This is a genomic window from Bradyrhizobium sp. UFLA05-109 (genome assembly GCF_054185165.1).
Window position 1 is genome coordinate 107,611 of record NZ_JBBIAR010000015.1, and the last position, 16,600, is coordinate 124,210.

The window sequence follows — 16,600 nt, forward strand, 5'->3', positions numbered from 1 at the left end:
ACCCTTGTTGGTATGCTTCTTTCTGCTTGCGCGAATTCCGACCACGGGAGGCCGACGGTTCGACCCGGCGCACCATGGGCTCGCGACCTCAACGAGCCGCCCCCAAATCGAGAGTCCGCCAACGGAGCGGCGGTCTCGGAGATAAAAGCGGATCTGAACGCTGCGCGGGAGAAAGCCGCGCGCTAAAGCATGAATCGGAAAAGTGCGAAGCGGTTTTCCCTCGCGACAAACGCGGAACGCGTTTGCGCAGAGATCGTTCGCAAACAACAACCTAAAGCGCGATGACGATTGATTCTAATCTCATCGCGCTTTAGAGCGGACACTTCGGCCCGCGACACCTTCAGCACGGGACGTCTCAGTGCTGCAGGGTCACTACCCGATCATCCTTTCGAGGGCGACGAGGGCGGTAAAGACGATCACGACGACTCCAACGAAGGTAATGCCAAGGAAGACGTTGTGCATGGTGCCGCGTTTCCCTATCCGCCGCCGCGGCCAACTACCGTCTGAGCTGTTCGCGCGTCTTTCGGTTTCCAACCGCGCGTCTGTCCGCAACGCGGGCACGAGGTGATCCCCGCGCAATCAGCCTTCAAGATCAGTGGATTTTGACTTCCTTCAAGGGGAGCCGCAGCTCGGCCGCGCGCTCTTGGCGATCCTTCTTGCGGAATTCGATCTCTCGCCGCTCGAACTCACTGAGTTCCCTTTGAACTGCTTCCAAAATGCGATCACGCGGCGTCGTTCCTGGTTGTGTCCGTTCCGTCATCACTTACCCCGGTGTTTTGGAAGGGGCAGAGCGCCGTAAAATTGCGGATTTATGACGGCAAGCGCGCGGAATATCGGCCAGGCACTCTCCCAGGTACTCTCACGGTCGCGCGCGGTCGCGCCAAGACAAGCTGCTGGCGCGTGCGGCTAAGCCCGATGGTTGTGCTGGGAATTTTGCCCGGCGTGTCAATCGCGGGCGCCGCCGAGGCGATCCGCGCCGGCAAGGCCCCGCGCTACTGTGCATGGGGTTGTTTTCGGCATTTTTGATTGAGCGTGGACCGTGCCGGTCCCGCGGCCTGTTTTTCAACGCCGATGCTCTGATGCCGCTGCGTCGAGCGGAGGCCTCACTGCCTGCGGTACACCCGGGGCTGCTGCGCGCCCGGCTGCTGTCCGGTCTGCTGCTGCCTGAACAGGACGCGCGGGTTCAGATCGCAATAGGTGTTCCAGCGCCCCGAGGCAGACGCCAGGCACTGTGCCTTCGTTTCATACGAGCAGTCGCCGGACCAGCCGAGCTGCTCGCCAAAGACACACCAGGGGTATTCATAGGAGGCGGGAAGGGCGGAGCCCGCGTGAGCGGCTGTTGCCGCGGCCAGCAGGGCCAGGATGGCTAGCGTCGTGCGCATGATCATATCTCCTGTCGTAAGGTCTCGGCGCGGGCTGGACTTCGAACCGTTGCACATGCCGCCTTAACGCGATCGACCGCGTTGAGGCCATGAGGCCCGCCCGTCCGCCCAGGCGCGATTTTTTCTCGCCATGTGTGAACTGCTTCACATCCGATATGTCCGTCGCCTGCTAAAGATCACCTATTGCTTTACTTATCCATTATTTAAAAAACACACCCCCGGCAGTTACATGCCGGGGGTGTTTTTGTGTGGGCCGATGTGTAGCGAGGGGCAGCCTCCGGCAAGCCCACGGCGGTCCTCCATAATGAGTAGTAAATCGGGCGGGGCTGGCCCCAGGCTGGTCGCCGCGCCTGTGCTATACTCCAGCGCATGACCTGATCCCCGACGGCCCGTACCGGCGGTTCCATCGTTTGGCCGACGGCTCGACCAGGTAACCGACTCGGTTGGCAAAGCGACCACGGAGACGGTCGCAACGGGAGGGAGCCTGACCATGACCACGTTCGACAAGCGCGAGCAGGGCTTTGAGGCCAAATTCGTTCACGACGAGGAGCTGATGTTCAAAGCCACGGCCCGGTCCAACAAGCTGCTCGGCATGTGGGCCGCAGGGCAGCTCGGGCTGAGCGGCGATGCCGCAACCAGCTACTCGACGGAGCTCGTGACCGCCAATCTGGACAACAAGACGGTCGATGATGTCCTGCGAAAGGTCTCCGGCGATCTCGCCGGCAAGGGAATTACGCCCGAGCAGGTTGCGCAGAAGCTGCAGGAATTCCTGCATCAGGCCGTACAGCAGCTGAAGGGGCCCGAATAGGATGGTCCCGAGCATGCAGATGTCTTTCGGAGGTCACAGCTCCATGTGGACGATCTCGATCGGCTCGCGGCCGAGGCCGTGGGAGAAGTAACCCCGCCTGATGCTCCTGAAGCCGTGCTTGCGGTAGAAGCCTTCGGCGTTGATGGTCGCCTCGAGCCTGATCGGCCCCGCGTGGCCGACCTTCGCCGCGGCTATCCCGATCTCGAGCAGCTTTCGCCCAAGTCCCGTGCCTGCCGCTTCGGGCAGGATAAACAATCGGGTGACTTCGCCCGGCTCCGCGTCGACAAAGCCGACCACCTCGCCATCGCGAAGGCCCACGGTCATTCGTTCCCTGGCGATGAGATTTTCGTAGAACGCCACCGTGCGGTCGCCCATCCAGTTCACGATCTGGTCGCGGGAATAGGATGTTCCGGAAAGGCCGCTGATCGACGCCTTGGTGAGATTGAAGACCGTTTCCGCGTCGTCGCGGCGGGCGGCCCTGAATGAGAAATCGGTGTCCGTCACGGGAGTTGGATTGGGCGTCATTCGTGATTCCGCGTGGCCGTGTCGCTCAGGCGGTCAACGAAGGCGATCCCGATCGCCGACGCCACGAAGGTGATGTGAATCAGGACCTGCCACATCACGCCCTGCTCGGTAAAGCTGGCGCGGCCGGAGCCGAGATTGCCGGCCTCGATGAAGGTGCGCAGCAGCGCGATCGAGGAGATGCCGATGATGGCCATCGCAAGCTTGATCTTCAGCACGCTCGCATTGACGTGGCCGAGCCATTCCGGCTCGTCCGGATGGCCCTGGAGATCGAGCCGCGAGACGAAGGTCTCGTAACCGCCGACGATCACCATCACCAGGAGGTTCGAGATCATGACCACGTCGATCAGCGCCAGCACGCTCATCATGATCTGCTGCTCGGTCAGATCGAGCGCGTGCCAGGACAGATGCCAGAGCTCCTTGACGAACAGCGCAATGTAGACGCATTGCGCGACGATCAGCCCGAGATAGAGCGGCAGCTGCAGCCAACGCGAGCCGAAGATGACCATCGGCAACGCGCGCAGGCGCGGCGAGGCCGGAAGGCGGGGCTGGCTCGTCGTCTCAGGCTCGCTCGACATTTTCAGGCAATTCCCCGCTTCGGTTGCACGGTGGCCAGATGTAGCCCGACATGATGGCCTGCGGAAGACGCGACGTCAGGATCGTGCGCCACCTGCGGCGAGATGCTATCCTGACCTCCGGGCGGCGCTGATTTTCAGCTGACATCATTGGAGACATCGTGCGGACGATTGCGGCTGTTGCAACCATCGTGCTCTGCGGAGCCGCGATCACCGAAGCGGCCGCGCTGCCGTTGACGCCATTTCGCTACGCGGACCAGGCGCAACGCTATTGTCCGAACGACAAGGTGGTGTGGCTGGATTTCAGAAAAGGGCGCTACTACGCCAAGGGCCAGAAGCTCTACGGGCAGGGGTTTGACGGCAGCTTCGTCTGCCTGAACGAAGCCAAGAGTAGCGGCTATCGCCGCTCGGTGCTGGGCGTACGCTGAGCTGGCGCAGATCGCGTGCGTTGCTGGTTATTTGCTCTCGCTCGGCAGCTTGACCGGTACGTGCGGGGAGCTGCTGACGACGCGGGGGCTTCCGTCCGGATAACTGCGGCTCGTCCGGATCAGCGTTTCCAGAACCAGAATGAATTTCTCGGCAAGCATGTCTCGTCACCCTCGTTGGTGATGGCCTCTTGAAATTGAGTCGAGGCGCGAGTGGCGGAAATTCAATCAACTAAAAGGGAGGCGGGCGGTCCGAAAACACTGGACAAGCCGACCGGGCGGGCTATTGCGCCGCAACATCGCGGCAGACGGATAGGGAAAGGTTGGCGCGCCTCAGGCGAACGCCAGAGCCATCAAACTCGAGCAGAGCAGAACCAAGCCGCCTGCGGTCAACGCCAGAAAGCCGTCGGACACCAGATCATGGTTGTGCATAGGACACCTGCCGCTCTCTTGCTCGATGCTCGACCGGATTGATTAAAAGTTTCCGAACGCGCTCAACTGAAAGAGGTGATGCTTCCGCGCGAGGCATTATGCCCTCGTGCGGTATCCTTCGAACGCATGGGCAAGGAAGATCGCCGCGCTTACCAGACCCATCAATGCCGAAACCGTCTCAATCATCGCAAACTTCCGTTGCGCCCCTCGCACACACGACAAGACGCGTACCGCCTTGCACAGTCAAAAGGATTCCAATGTGCGCACTTGCAATCGGGAAGCAGTGAGGATTCGGCGCAACAGTTTGTCCAGGACTGGGACGGGAATAGGGCGCTTCGTGCGCCGGCACGCCGTAGATAAACGGGGAGAATGCCAACCTCCGGTTTACCATCTCGACGGGAGAGTCACGCGCTCCCCATTTCCGCCGTGATCACGTTGCGATATCGTCACCACTTCCGAACCGGTGGTGGGCCGTTTCGGGCAAAGTCCGGCAGAAGGCCTCCTTGTGGGCACGCGTCCGGCGAGATGGTATTGGGGCGAATGGGGATCCGACGGTCAGATTCGATGGTGCGGGCCGCGCGTGGTGTTGCGGCTGCCGCAACCTGCCTCGTGCTCGCGAACTGTGCCTCATCGGGCAAATTCGCCAGCCGCGTCGATCCGAAATACGGCGTGTCCTCCAGCCCACGCGTAGTGGCCTGGGGTGATCCCGTGCCGAAGGGCGGCGGCACCTACCGCGTCGGCAAGCCCTACGTGGTGGCCGGCAAGACGTATGTGCCGGAGGAAGACGCCAACTACCGCGCCGAGGGCCTCGCGTCCTGGTACGGCGACGATTTCCACGGCCGCCTGACCGCCAATGGCGAAATCTTCGACATGGGCTCGCTCACCGCCGCGCATCCGACCTTGCCGATGCCGTGTTACGCGCGGGTGACCAACCTCTCCAACGGCAAATCGCTGATCGTCCGGGTCAATGACCGCGGGCCTTATCACGGCAACCGCCTCATCGACGTCTCGAACAAGGCCGCTGAGCTGCTTGAATTCAAAGGCAATGGTGTCGCCAAGGTCCGTGTCGAGTATGTCGGCCGGGCGCCCCTAGAGGGCTCCGACGACCGCCAGCTGATGGCCACCTTGCGCACCGGCATTCCGGCGCCGACCCCCTCGATGGTCCGCGTCGCCTCGGCGAGGCCGTTCGTCCCGGAGCTGTTAGCCTCCAACCATGGCGCGATCCGTGGCGACGTTCCGCTGCCGGAAGGGCGGCCGTACAGCCTCGGCAATACTTCGGCCGACGTCGCCTCGATCAATGCGACCTCGGAAATGTCGGCTTCGAGCCGCGGCCGTGGCCGCGCGCTCCAGAACGCGCGCGCAGTGTCTTATGATGAGGACGGCCGCGATACCTCGGATACGGCGCCATCGGCGGCCTATGTCCCCGACGACGGCGCGGCAGAGGCGCGGAACATCCTGAGCGGCCGCGGGCTCTACTGAGCCGCGCTTTCCTTCAGGAGTTTCACCAGTGCCGCATTGACCTCGTCAGGCCGCTCCTGCTGTACCCAGTGGCCGGCACCGTCGATGATCAGCTTGTGCTTCAGGTTGGGCAGCACGCGCTCGAGCTCATTGACGCGCTTGGAGCCGATCAATCCGGTGATCACGGCATCCTTGGAGCCCGCGATGAACAGCGAGGGCTGATGGATCTGCGCATCCTGCCAGGGCGCGGTCAGCTCCCAATTGCGGTCCATGTTGCGATACCAATTGAGGCCGCCGCGGAAGCCGGACTTGCGATAGGTCTCGGTGAAATAGGCGAGGTCTGTCTCCGTCAGCCAGCTCGGCAGCGGCTCCGAGCCGCTGGCGTGGCCGAGAAAACCCTTGTCGTCCTGAACGAACATTGCCGCAGTCGGATCCGATAGCCCGCGCCCGCCCAGCACCACGCGCATGGTGTGGGCGACATCTCGCTCGAGCTCGGTCTCGGCAACGCCGGGCGTCTGAAAGTACTGCCAGTAGAAATTGGTGATGCCGTTGTCGCGCAACAGGTCGAGTGGCTTGCCGCGGCCGCGGAGCGGCGGCGGAACGCTCAAGCCTGCCACCGCCGTGAACATGTCCGGCCGGAACAGCGCCGCATGCCAGGCCACCGGCGCGCCCCAGTCGTGGCCGATGATCATGGCCTTGGTCTCGCCAAGTGCGCGCACCAGGGCAACGACGTCACCGACCGTGTCGAAGATGGAGTAGGCGGCGACGTCCGAGGGGGCCGTGGTTCGGCCATAGCCCCGCATGTCCGGGGCGACGACACGAAAACCGGCCGCCGCCAGCGCCGGGATCTGGTGACGCCAGGAGTAGGAGAGTTCCGGCCAGCCATGGCAGAGGACCACGAGCGGTCCCTGGCCCTGTTCGCGAACGAAAAGATCGATCCCATTGGCTGGGATCACGCGGGAGGAGGACATCGCTTTTCCGCCTTTTTTCAGAGGTTTGGTCGGAAATCGTGAGGCGCCACGATAGGGACGCCGGCCCGCCTGTGCAATCTTCGGGTGATGATCCGGTTCCCCTTGTTGTTTGCGCAGGGGCCAACTGTTAGAACGCCGCTCTCAGGGCTTCGCCATGGCATTTCGCTTTCCTCCGACCCGCCCATCCCGGTTCGCCGCCGGGTGGCTGGCGCGCGGGCTCGTTGTGGCCGGCGTGGCCTTCGGCCTCGGCTGGGGTGGGGTGCTCTATGCCGCCAATCAGAGCGTGCAGGGCGCCAAGAAGGAAGAAGGCGGTTTTGATGGCGACGCGCCGACCGCAATTCTGATCGAGGCGTCAAGCGGCAGCGTCCTGTTCGAGAAGAATGCCGACGAGCTGCGTGCGCCCTCCAGCATGATGAAGCTGATGACCGCGGAGGTCGTCTTCAACGCGGTCAAGAAGGGCGACATCAAGCTGACCGATGAGTATCGGATCAGCGAGAACGCCTGGCGGAGAGGCGGTGCGCCCTCCGGCGGCTCGACCATGTTTGCGGCCATCAACAGCAAGGTGTCGGTCGACGATCTCCTGCATGGTGCGATCATCCAGAGCGGCAACGACGCCTGCATTGCGCTTGCCGAGGGCTTGGCCGGCAACGAGCGCCTTTTCGCCAGCGATTTCATGACCAAGCGCGCCCGCGAGCTTGGCCTGACCAAATCGACCTTCGCCAATTCGAACGGGCTGCCCGATCCCGGCAACAAGATGACGGTGCGCGAACTCGGCATTCTCGCGCGCCACATCATCCTGGACTATCCCGAGTTCTACAAACTCTTCGGCGAGAAGGAGTTCACCTGGAACAAGATCCGCCAGCCCAACCGAAATCCGCTCCTCAATGCCATGCCCGGTGCTGACGGCCTGAAGACGGGCTTCACCAAAGAGGGCGGCTACGGCATGGTCGGCTCGGCCGTGCAGGACGGCACGCGGCTGATCGTCGTCGTCAACGGTCTTGAAGACTCCGAGGATCGCGCCACCGAAGCCAAGAAAATGCTGGAATGGGGGTTTCGCAACTTCGAGACCCGAACCCTGATCGCGGCCGACCAGCCGGTGGGCTATGCGAAGGTATTCGGCGGCGAGAGCCGCTCGGTCAAGCTCGTCGCCAAGACTCCGGTCAAGGTGATGGTGCACAAGAACGGCGGCGACAAGCTGATCGCGCGTATCGTCTATAGCGGTCCGGTGCGCGCGCCGGTCCAGGAGGGGCAGCCGGTCGGCGTAGTGCGGGTCTGGCGCAGTGGTCAAATCGCTGTGGAGACACCGGTTTATGCGGCGGAGGCGATCGGCACCGGCTCAACCATGCGGCGCGCCATCGACGGCGCGAGCGAGCTCGTGATCGGCATGTTCCGCGCGGGCGCCGAGAAGCTCTGATCATGACCGAGATTGCAGTGAAGCCGCCGTCCGGGCGCGGGCGATTCATCACCTTTGAAGGCGGCGAGGGCTCGGGTAAGTCGACCCAGATCAAGCGGCTCGCCGACCGGCTCAACGCCACAAAGCTGAAGACCATCGTCACTCGCGAGCCTGGCGGTTCGCCGGGAGCCGAGATCATGCGCTATCTCGTGCTGTCCGGGATGGGCAAGCTGCTCGGGCCGGATGCCGAGACGCTGTTGTTCGCGGCCGCCCGTGACGACCATGTCCGCACCGTAATCGAGCCGGCACTCAACCAGGGCACGTGGGTCCTGTGCGACCGTTTCGCCGACTCGACACGTGCCTACCAGGGCAGTCTCGGCAGCGTACCTGAAGGCGTCATCAACGCGATGCAGCGGGTCACGATCGGTGATCTCAAGCCGGACGTCACGATCATCCTCGATCTGCCGGTCGAGATCGGTCTCCAGCGCGCGTCGGCGCGGCGCGGCAGCGGCACGCCTGATCGCTTCGAGGGCGAGAGCCTCAAATTCCACCAGGATCTGCGCGAGGCCTATCGCAAGATCGCGGCCGGCGATCCCGGGCGCTGCGTTCTGATCGACGCCAGCGGCGATGCGGACACGGTCGCCGCGCGAATCTGGGCAGCGTTGCGCGATCGGGTGTTCAGCGCACCGACGAAGGCGGCGTCCGCATGAGCCCTCGCCAGACTGAGCGCGAGAGTGCGATCCCGCATCCACGCGGGACCAGCCGCCTGTTCGGCCATCGCGAAGCCGAAGCGGCGCTGCTCACCGCCTATCGCAGCGGACGCATTCCGCATGCCTGGCTGATTGGCGGACCGCAAGGCATCGGCAAGGCGACGCTGGCGTACCGGATGGCGCGCTTCGTCCTTGCGCATGGCCATCCACTCGTGCCCGCTGTGCAGCGGGCCGAGGATCTGTCGATCGATCCGAGCGACGCCGTGGTGCGTCAGGTCGCCGCCGGCTCGCATGGCGGACTGTTGACTCTGGAGCGCACCGCAAATGATCGCGGCGTGATGCGCACGGTGATCACGGTGGACGAGACGCGCGAGACGATCGCGTTCTTTGGCTCGACGGCGGCTGCCGAAGGCTGGCGCGTCTGCGTCGTCGACACCGTCGACGAGCTCAATCCGAACGCGGCGAACGCGTTGTTGAAGATCCTCGAGGAGCCGCCACGGCAATCGTTGTTCCTGCTGGTCAGCCACGCGCCGGCGCGAGTGCTGGCGACGATCCAGTCGCGCTGCCGCAAGCTGCGGCTGCGCTCGCTTGCGACCGACGACGTGATCGGCGCAGCGGCTGTGGCCGCCGAGCTTGACGTGAGCGATCCGGCTCTGCGAGCGGCGGCCGAGGCTTCCGAGGGCAGCGTCGCGCGAGCGCTGACGCTGCTTGGAGGCGATGCGCTGAAGCTCCAGCAGCGGACCGCGGCGCTGCTCGCGCGCCTGCCGCAGGTCGATCCAAAGGAGTTGCACACGCTCGGCGATTCGCTCGGCACCAGCGACCGCGTGGCGCTCGCCGCCTTCATCGATGGCATCGATCGCTGGATCGTCGAGCGGCTGCATGCGGATGAGGCCAGCGCCAACCAGAACCTGCCGCGCCTTGCACGGCTTGCAGAGGTATGGGAAAAGATCGTCCGCGCCGCGCGCGACACCGAAACCTACAATCTGGAGCGCAAGCCGCTGGTTTTTTCGGTGTTCAGCTGGCTGGCGGACGCAACGCGCTAGGCGCTGGTTTCCATTCTTTTTTGAGAGCCGTAAAGGAATTCGTGGTGGCAACGCGAGCTAAGAAAACCGTCAAACGCAAGAGCGGCAAGAAGGCTGCGAAGAAGACCGCCAAGAAAACGGCCAAGAAGGCCGCGAAGCGGCCGGCCAAGTCGCGTGCGCGCAAGGCTGCCAAAAAGACCAGCAAGGTTGCTGCCAAGACAGCGAAGAACTCCAAGGCCAAGGCGCGCGTGACCAAGACGGCGAAGAAAGCCAGTAAGAAGAGCGCGAGGAAGCAGGTCGTCGCCAAGAAGGCTGCCGGGAAACCGGCCAAGGCCGTGACGACGACCGTGATTGCTGCGCCTCCCGCGGCGCCGGCTCCCGTAGCGGCTCTGCCGAAAGTTGCGAAGCCGAAAGCGCCGCGCGCGCCTGCCAAGAAGGTAGTCGCCCCGCAAGCCACAGCGTCAGTGGCGGCGCTGTCGCGCGACAACGCCTTCTACATCACGACCGCAATCGCCTATCCCAATGGTCAGCCCCATATCGGCCACGCCTATGAGGCGATCTCGGCCGACGTGCTGGCGCGCTTTGCGCGGCTCGAGGGCAAGGACGTGTTCTTCCTGACCGGCACCGACGAGCACGGACTGAAGATGATCCAGACCGCGCAGAACGAGGGGCTGACGCCGTCGGCGCTGGCGACGCGCAATGCCAACCGCTTCAGGGAGATGGATCAGCGGCTCGACGTCTCGTTCGACCGCTTTATCCGCACCACCGAGGAGCAGCATCACCGCTCCAGCAAGGAGATCTGGCGGCGCATGGCCGCTAACGGCGACATCTATGCCGACACCTATGCCGGCTGGTACTCGGTGCGTGATGAGGCCTACTACGCCGAGGACGAGACGCGCCTGAACGACGACGGCGTGCGGCTCGGCCCGCAGGCCACGCCCGTCGAATGGGTGGAGGAGAAGAGCTATTTCTTCCGCCTGTCGGCGTATCAGGACAAGCTCCTGAAGCTCTATGAGGACAATCCAGAGTTCATCGGTCCGGATGCGCGCAAGAACGAGGTGGTGAGCTTCGTCAGAAGCGGCCTGCGCGATCTCTCGATCTCGCGCACCACCTTCGACTGGGGCGTGAAAGTGCCCGATGACGAAGAGCACGTGATGTATGTCTGGGTCGATGCGCTGACCAACTACATCACGGGGGTAGGCTTTCCTGACGAGAGCGACGCCAATTGGAATCGCTGGCCGGCGGACGTTCATATCATCGGCAAGGATATCATCCGGTTCCACGCCGTTTACTGGCCCGCCTTCCTGATGTCCGCTGGCCTCGCTTTGCCGAAGCGGGTCTATGCCCACGGCTTCCTGTTCAACAGGGGCGAGAAGATGTCGAAGTCGGTCGGCAATGTCGTCGATCCCTTTAATCTCGCCGATCAATATGGCGTCGACCAGATGCGCTATTTCTTCCTGCGCGAGGTGCCGTACGGCCAGGACGGTAACTACAACCACGAAGCCATCGTCGCTCGCATCAATGCGGATCTCGCCAACGACCTCGGCAATCTCGCACAGCGCTCGCTGTCGATGATCGCGAAGCAACTCGGGGGCGTGCTGCCGGAGCCCGGCGAGTTCAGCGACAACGACAAAGCGATCCTGGCCCAGGCCGACGGCATGATCGCGCTTGCGCGCGAAGCGATGGCGACGCAGCAGATGCATCAATGGCTTAACGCGGTGTGGGCCGTGGTCGCCGAAGCCAACCGCTATTTCGCGGGCGAGGCGCCCTGGGCGCTGGCGAAGACCGATCCGGCGCGGCAGAAGACGGTCCTGTACGTGACCGCCGAAGTCGTGCGCCAGATCGCGATCCTGACCCAGCCCGCGATGCCGAGCGCGTCGGCCAAGCTGCTCGACAGCCTAGGCATCCCCGAAGGCGAGCGCACCTTCGCGACGCTCGGCGGCGAGAAGCGGATCGCCCCCGGCTCGACGCTGCCCGCGCCGACGCCGGCGTTCCCGCGCTACGTCGAGCCGGCGGCGTAAGGCCCGGACGATGCTGGTCGACAGTCACTGCCATCTGGATTTTCCGGATTTCTCGGACGATCTCGACGGGATCGTGTCGCGTGCGGCGGCCGCAGGCGTTGGCCGCATGGTCACGATCTCGACGCGGGTGCGCAAGCTCGACCAGCTCATCGCGATCGCCGAGCGCTACGATAACGTCTATTGTTCGGTCGGCACCCATCCGCACAATGCGGATGAGGAGGACGGCATTTCGCCGGACGAACTGATCGCGCTGACGAAGCATCCCAAAGTCGTTGCGCTCGGGGAGGCCGGGCTCGATTACTTCTATGACAACGGCTCGCCGGAGGCGCAGGCGAGGGGCTTTCGCGCCCATATTGCGGCAGCGCGCGCAACCGGCCTGCCGCTCGTGATTCACACCCGCGAGGCGGACGAGGATTGCGCGCGCATCCTGGAGGAGGAAGTTGCGAAAGGATCATTTGCCGCCGTGCTGCATTGTTACACTGGCGGACGTGAGCTTGCGCTGAAGGCGATCTCGCTCGGGCTGTACATCGGCTTCACGGGCATCCTGACCTTCAAGAAGTCGGAAGCCTTGCGCGCGCTCGCCGCCGAGCTGCCGGCCGATCGCATCCTCGTGGAAACGGATTCGCCCTATCTCGCGCCAGGCAAATTCCGGGGAAAACGCAACGAGCCGGCTTATGTGGTGGAGGTGGCAAAAGTGCTCGCCGAGACGCGCAGCATATCGCTCGAGCAGATCTCGCGCCAGACCACCGAAAATTTCTTCCGCCTGTTCTCCGGGGTGAAGGCCTGAACCAGGGACGCCGCATGACACTGACGTTGACGATTCTGGGCTGCGGCTCCTCCGCCGGCGTACCGCGCCCTGCGCTCGGCTGGGGCGCCTGCGACCCCAGCAATCCAAAGAACCGCCGCCGCCGCTGCTCGCTGCTGGTCGAGCAGGCCGGCGAGCACGGCATCACGCGGATCGTCATCGACACCTCGCCCGACCTGCGTGAGCAGCTCATCGACGCCAATGTCGACCACATCGACGCCGTGTTCTTAACCCACGAGCATGCCGACCAGACCCACGGCATGGACGATCTGCGCTCGGTCGTGTTGCATATGCGCAAGCGCATTCCGACCTATTTCAATCAGTCGACCGCCAAGGACATCATGGCGCGGTTCTCCTATTGCTTCATCTCTCCGGAGGGCAGCGATTATCCGCCGATCCTGGCGCGGCATTCCATCGAGGCGGGCGAGACCCAGACCATTTTGGGGAAGGGTGGGGCAGTGAAGATGACGGCCTTCCTGGTGCAGCATGGCCGGATCCCCGCGCTCGGCTATCGCATTGGCGATGCCGCCTACACGCCCGATGTCAACGACATTCCGCGCGAGAGCTGGGGTGTGCTGGAGAATCTCGATCTCTGGATCGTCGACGGCCTGCGCTACACCGGTCACGTCAGCCATTTCAGCATTAATGACGCGCTGTCCTGGATCGAGCGTTTCAAGCCGAAGCGCGCCGTCATCACCAACATGACAGCGGACGTCGATTACGAGGTGGTAAGGCAATCGCTGCCCGCAGGCGTGGTGCCGGCATATGATGGTATGCGGCTGGAAACGCGTTGAGCGAGCGTCCTACCAAGCGTAGCGCATGATGGCCTTGCCGGTGTAGGACCGCACCTGGCTGGCGAATTCGCCGTCGAAGCTTGCGGCAGCGGCCCAGCCATTCAGCCGTCTTAATTCGATCGTCCCGCCCGCAAGCGCCGAGTTCGGAGCCAGCGCCGCGCCGCTGGCGACGTAGCCGAGTCCGGGCAGCGCCTGAAAGGCCGGTGCAACCAAGCTCGCGGCGCTGAAATCATGCGCCCACGCGAGGTGCGTGCCCAAATTCAGCACACCGCCCTGGAGCGCAAAGGACGCGTTGGTGCGCAAGCCCAGTTCGCTGCGGCTGTCGGTAACGCGATCGCTGCCGAAGGCAGCTAAAAAGGCGTTCGTGGCAAAAGCCGGTTGGGTCGCATTGGCCGGCAGGCTGAAGGCCATGAACTGTCCCGCAGCGTAGGCAGTAACGCCGAGCCAGGGCGTCGTGAAGCGGTAGCCGGTCTCGATACGGCCGGAATAGGCATTGGCGTTGAAGGCTGTGTTGAGCTGGTCGATGCCGGGATGATCGCTGGTGATTGCCTGCCAGCCATAGGCGAGCGCCGTGGCAACGTAGGCCTGCCCGACCGTATATCTGGCGAAGGTGCCGGCCTGAAACAGATCGGAGCGACCGCTACCAGCGCTGCCGGCGAAATTGGTGCCGCCGCCGGCCATCGCAAAGCCAAGCCGCGTTTGCGGCGACAGGGAGTAATCGGCCCCGACGACCGTTGCAAAAATCCGGCTCGATGAGCCCGCGCCCGGCCCGGCGTTGCTGCCCGCCACTTGCGAGCCGCCGATGCCCGAAGCCCAGACGTTCCAATGCGGCGCGTAAGAGGAGCCAGTGAGGGGCATTTTGCCGTAGACGGCCTCATAGACCTCGCGACCGACACCGCCGCGCGTTCGATCTGACGGGATCGCCGCATAGGCCGCCAGTGTTTCGTCGACGAGCGCTGGCGAAGCGTCTGCTGAGCGGCCGTCGATGGTGGGATCGAGCAGTGTCTGGCTGAACTGCGTCATCGCGAGGAAAGTTGCTTGTGCGGTCTCGGCCTGCGACAGCGCCATTGGGCCAGGTGGCGATGCCGGACCGATGCCGGCGCTCATACCCGAAGGGGGCGCCATGGTCGTAGCAGCGACGCTCGGCTGACTGGTTGGATTGCTGCCGGCGGGAGGTGAGGTCGTGCCGCCGGTGACGATGCTGCTGCCGGGCGCGGCTGGAGGGGCGGTGGCCGCGCTGCCGGCACTCGGGGGCGCCGGTGATGCCGGGCTTGTGGGTGCCTGAGTTGTTTGCGGGGACGGTGCGGAAGCCACCGTCTGCTCTGGCGCAGGCGCACCAACGGGAGCCTCCGGCAGGCCCTGCGCATGCGCGATGCCCGGCAGCAAACCGATCATCAATAGCGGCGCCAGACGCAAAGGTGCGTCTGTGCGCAAGACAAATCGCATGAAGCGCCCCACCGGGCCAGCCGCCCGCCGCGCCAATGGCGCAGCGCCTCGTTCGGGAATCAGCGAATCCGACCTTCTGAAACCGTAGGCAGGTCACGATTTTTTTCAAATCTTTTCCAACCGTTTCCGGGGTTTCACGGAAACCGGACGGTAGCAAAATTCGCAGCGAATCAGGCCGAGATCGCCTTCGCCGAGTCCACCTGGTTGCGCAGCAGGAATTTCTGGATCTTGCCCGTGGACGTCTTCGGGATAGGCCCGAACACCACCGCCTTCGGGGTCTTGAAGCCAGACATCTGTGAGCGGCAGAAGGCGATGATGTCGGCTTCGCTCGCGCTCGCGCCGTCCTTCAGCTCGACGAAGGCGCAGGGCACCTCGCCCCATTTCGGGTCGGGTTTTGCCACCACGGCCGCGACCAGTACGGCCGGGTGCTTGTAGAGGATGTCCTCGACCTCGACGGAGGAGATGTTCTCGCCGCCGGAGATGATGATGTCCTTGGAGCGGTCCTTGATAATGACGTAGCCGTGCTCGTCGAGCACGCCGAGATCGCCGGTGTGAAACCAGCCGCCTTCGAAGGCCTCTTTGGTAGCTTTGTCGTTCTTCAGGTAGCCCTTCATCACGATGTTGCCGCGGAACATGACCTCGCCGATGGTCTCGCCGTCGCGCGGCACCTCCTGCATGGTCTGCGGATTGATGACGGTGACGCCTTCCTCCAGCGGGTAGGGCACACCCTGCCGCCGCTTCATGCGCGCGCGCTCGGGTGCGGAGAGCTCGTCCCAGCCCGGCTGCTCGGCGCAGACGGAGGCGGGGCCATAGACCTCGGTGAGCCCATAAACATGCGTGAGCTTGATACCGATGCTCTCGGCACCCTCGAGCACCGCAACCGGCGGAGCTGCGCCTGCGATCAGGCCGACGACACGGCGTCCGGCCGTTCCTTTGGGCGCATCGGGCGCATTGATCAGCGTGTTGTAGACGATCGGCGCACCGCACATGTGGGTGACGCCGTGTTGCTTGATCAGATCGAAGATCTTGGTCGGCTCGACCTTGCGCAGGCAGACGTTGATGCCGGCGGATGCGGCAATGGTCCAGGGGAAGCACCAGCCGTTGCAGTGGAACATCGGCAGCGTCCAGAGATAGACCGGGTGCTGGCCGAGATTGCCGGCGAGGATGTTGCTGACGGCATTCAGATAGGCGCCGCGGTGATGGGTGACAACGCCCTTGGGATTGCCCGTGGTGCCCGAGGTGTAGCTCAGCGCGATCGCGTCCCATTCGTCCTGCAGCGGGATCGCATTGAAGCCGGCATCGCCCTGCGCGACCGCAGCCTCATACTCGATCTCGCCGATGCGCTTTCCACCCTTGAACGCGGCGTCGTCGACGTCGATCACGAACGGTTTGGGACCCTTCATCTGCGCAAGCGCATCGGTGATGACGCCGGCAAATTCCGGGTCGACCAGGATGATCTTGGCGCCGCCGTGATCAAGCTGGAAAGCGATCGAAGGTGCATCGAGGCGGATGTTCAAGGCATTGAGCACCGCACCGGTCATGGGGACCGCAAAATGCACCTCATTCATCGCCGGCACGTTCGGCAGCATGGCCGCCACGGTTTCGCCAATGCCGATGCCCTTACCCGCCAGATACGATGCAAAGCGGCGGCACCGCTCATAGGTCTCGGCCCAGGTGAAGCTGCGGCCTTCATAGACGGTGCTGACATGGTCGGGATAGACGGCGGCGCTGCGCGCGAGGAAGCTCAGTGGGCTCAAGGGCACGTAGTTGGCGGGCGTCTTGTCCAGGCCGATATTGTAGTGGTTCTGCCTCTCACTCATCGGCACACTCCCTCAA

Annotated in this window: 16 protein-coding genes; 9 read left to right on the plus strand and 7 right to left on the minus strand. The window is 63.9% G+C overall.

The window, feature by feature from the left end; all coding sequences use genetic code 11:
* Positions 1 to 592: 592 nt before the first annotated feature.
* Both Q3C01_RS13645 and Q3C01_RS13650 read right to left on the minus strand, forming a co-directional pair.
* Positions 593 to 760 (minus strand): hypothetical protein, encoded by a 168-nt coding sequence (locus tag Q3C01_RS13645; protein ID WP_458145837.1) that lies wholly within the window; start codon positions 758 to 760, stop codon positions 593 to 595.
* A gap of 343 nt (positions 761 to 1,103) precedes the next feature.
* Positions 1,104 to 1,382 (minus strand): DUF3551 domain-containing protein, encoded by a 279-nt coding sequence (locus Q3C01_RS13650; RefSeq protein ID WP_458145838.1) that lies wholly within the window; start codon positions 1,380 to 1,382, stop codon positions 1,104 to 1,106.
* A 490-nt stretch (positions 1,383 to 1,872) separates the two neighbouring features.
* Here Q3C01_RS13650 and Q3C01_RS13655 point away from each other — a divergent pair, with 490 nt between their 5' ends.
* Entirely contained in the window at positions 1,873 to 2,190 is a 318-nt protein-coding gene (locus tag Q3C01_RS13655; RefSeq protein WP_458145839.1) for a DUF1476 domain-containing protein, read from the plus strand.
* 33 nt (positions 2,191 to 2,223) lie between these two features.
* On the opposite strand, the gene Q3C01_RS13660 is transcribed toward Q3C01_RS13655, so the two are convergent.
* Together Q3C01_RS13660 and Q3C01_RS13665 are read right to left on the minus strand one after the other, a co-directional pair.
* The gene (locus Q3C01_RS13660; RefSeq protein ID WP_458145840.1) at positions 2,224 to 2,715 is read right to left on the minus strand and encodes a GNAT family N-acetyltransferase; all 492 of its coding nucleotides are present in this window, start codon (positions 2,713 to 2,715) and stop codon (positions 2,224 to 2,226) included.
* On the minus strand, positions 2,712 to 3,290 hold the full coding sequence (locus Q3C01_RS13665; RefSeq protein WP_458145841.1) for a TIGR00645 family protein: 579 nt from the start codon (positions 3,288 to 3,290) through the stop codon (positions 2,712 to 2,714). Before Q3C01_RS13665 ends, Q3C01_RS13660 begins: the two co-directional genes overlap by 4 nt.
* 167 nt (positions 3,291 to 3,457) lie before the next feature.
* Between Q3C01_RS13665 and Q3C01_RS13670 the strand changes: the two genes are divergently transcribed.
* Positions 3,458 to 3,715, plus strand: a complete 258-nt coding sequence (locus tag Q3C01_RS13670) for a hypothetical protein (RefSeq protein ID WP_458145877.1) — start codon at positions 3,458 to 3,460, stop codon at positions 3,713 to 3,715.
* Positions 3,716 to 4,708: 993 nt separating this feature from the next.
* Positions 4,709 to 5,623: a septal ring lytic transglycosylase RlpA family protein gene (locus Q3C01_RS13675; protein WP_458145842.1), complete on the plus strand. Its 915-nt coding sequence runs from the start codon at positions 4,709 to 4,711 to the stop codon at positions 5,621 to 5,623.
* Here the strand turns inward: Q3C01_RS13675 and Q3C01_RS13680 are convergent.
* Positions 5,617 to 6,573 (minus strand): alpha/beta fold hydrolase, encoded by a 957-nt coding sequence (locus Q3C01_RS13680; protein ID WP_458145843.1) that lies wholly within the window; start codon positions 6,571 to 6,573, stop codon positions 5,617 to 5,619. The two genes, Q3C01_RS13675 and Q3C01_RS13680, sit on opposite strands and share 7 nt — an antisense overlap.
* A gap of 154 nt (positions 6,574 to 6,727) precedes the next feature.
* On the opposite strand from Q3C01_RS13680, the gene Q3C01_RS13685 reads away from it, so the two are divergent.
* From Q3C01_RS13685 to Q3C01_RS13710, 6 genes are read left to right on the plus strand one after another with little or no spacing between them, the layout of a single operon-like run.
* A complete protein-coding gene (locus tag Q3C01_RS13685; RefSeq protein ID WP_458145844.1) occupies positions 6,728 to 7,987 on the plus strand; it encodes a D-alanyl-D-alanine carboxypeptidase family protein in 1,260 nt (419 codons plus the stop codon).
* A gap of 2 nt (positions 7,988 to 7,989) precedes the next feature.
* Positions 7,990 to 8,676 (plus strand): dTMP kinase, encoded by a 687-nt coding sequence (gene tmk / locus Q3C01_RS13690; protein ID WP_458145845.1) that lies wholly within the window; start codon positions 7,990 to 7,992, stop codon positions 8,674 to 8,676.
* The gene (locus Q3C01_RS13695; RefSeq protein ID WP_458145846.1) at positions 8,673 to 9,719 is read left to right on the plus strand and encodes a DNA polymerase III subunit delta'; all 1,047 of its coding nucleotides are present in this window, start codon (positions 8,673 to 8,675) and stop codon (positions 9,717 to 9,719) included. Before tmk ends, Q3C01_RS13695 begins: the two co-directional genes overlap by 4 nt.
* Before the next feature lie 44 nt (positions 9,720 to 9,763).
* On the plus strand, positions 9,764 to 11,719 hold the full coding sequence (metG, locus tag Q3C01_RS13700; protein ID WP_458145847.1) for a methionine--tRNA ligase: 1,956 nt from the start codon (positions 9,764 to 9,766) through the stop codon (positions 11,717 to 11,719).
* 10 nt (positions 11,720 to 11,729) lie between these two features.
* Positions 11,730 to 12,506: a TatD family hydrolase gene (locus tag Q3C01_RS13705; protein WP_458145848.1), complete on the plus strand. Its 777-nt coding sequence runs from the start codon at positions 11,730 to 11,732 to the stop codon at positions 12,504 to 12,506.
* Between the two features lie 14 nt (positions 12,507 to 12,520).
* A complete protein-coding gene (locus Q3C01_RS13710; RefSeq protein ID WP_458145849.1) occupies positions 12,521 to 13,318 on the plus strand; it encodes an MBL fold metallo-hydrolase in 798 nt (265 codons plus the stop codon).
* Positions 13,319 to 13,327: 9 nt separating this feature from the next.
* Here the strand turns inward: Q3C01_RS13710 and Q3C01_RS13715 are convergent, their stop codons facing one another.
* Positions 13,328 to 14,764, minus strand: a complete 1,437-nt coding sequence (locus Q3C01_RS13715; protein WP_458145850.1) for an autotransporter outer membrane beta-barrel domain-containing protein — start codon at positions 14,762 to 14,764, stop codon at positions 13,328 to 13,330.
* A 170-nt stretch (positions 14,765 to 14,934) separates the two neighbouring features.
* Positions 14,935 to 16,584 (minus strand): acyl-CoA synthetase, encoded by a 1,650-nt coding sequence (locus Q3C01_RS13720; protein ID WP_458145851.1) that lies wholly within the window; start codon positions 16,582 to 16,584, stop codon positions 14,935 to 14,937.
* Between the last annotated feature and the right edge of the window lie 16 nt (positions 16,585 to 16,600).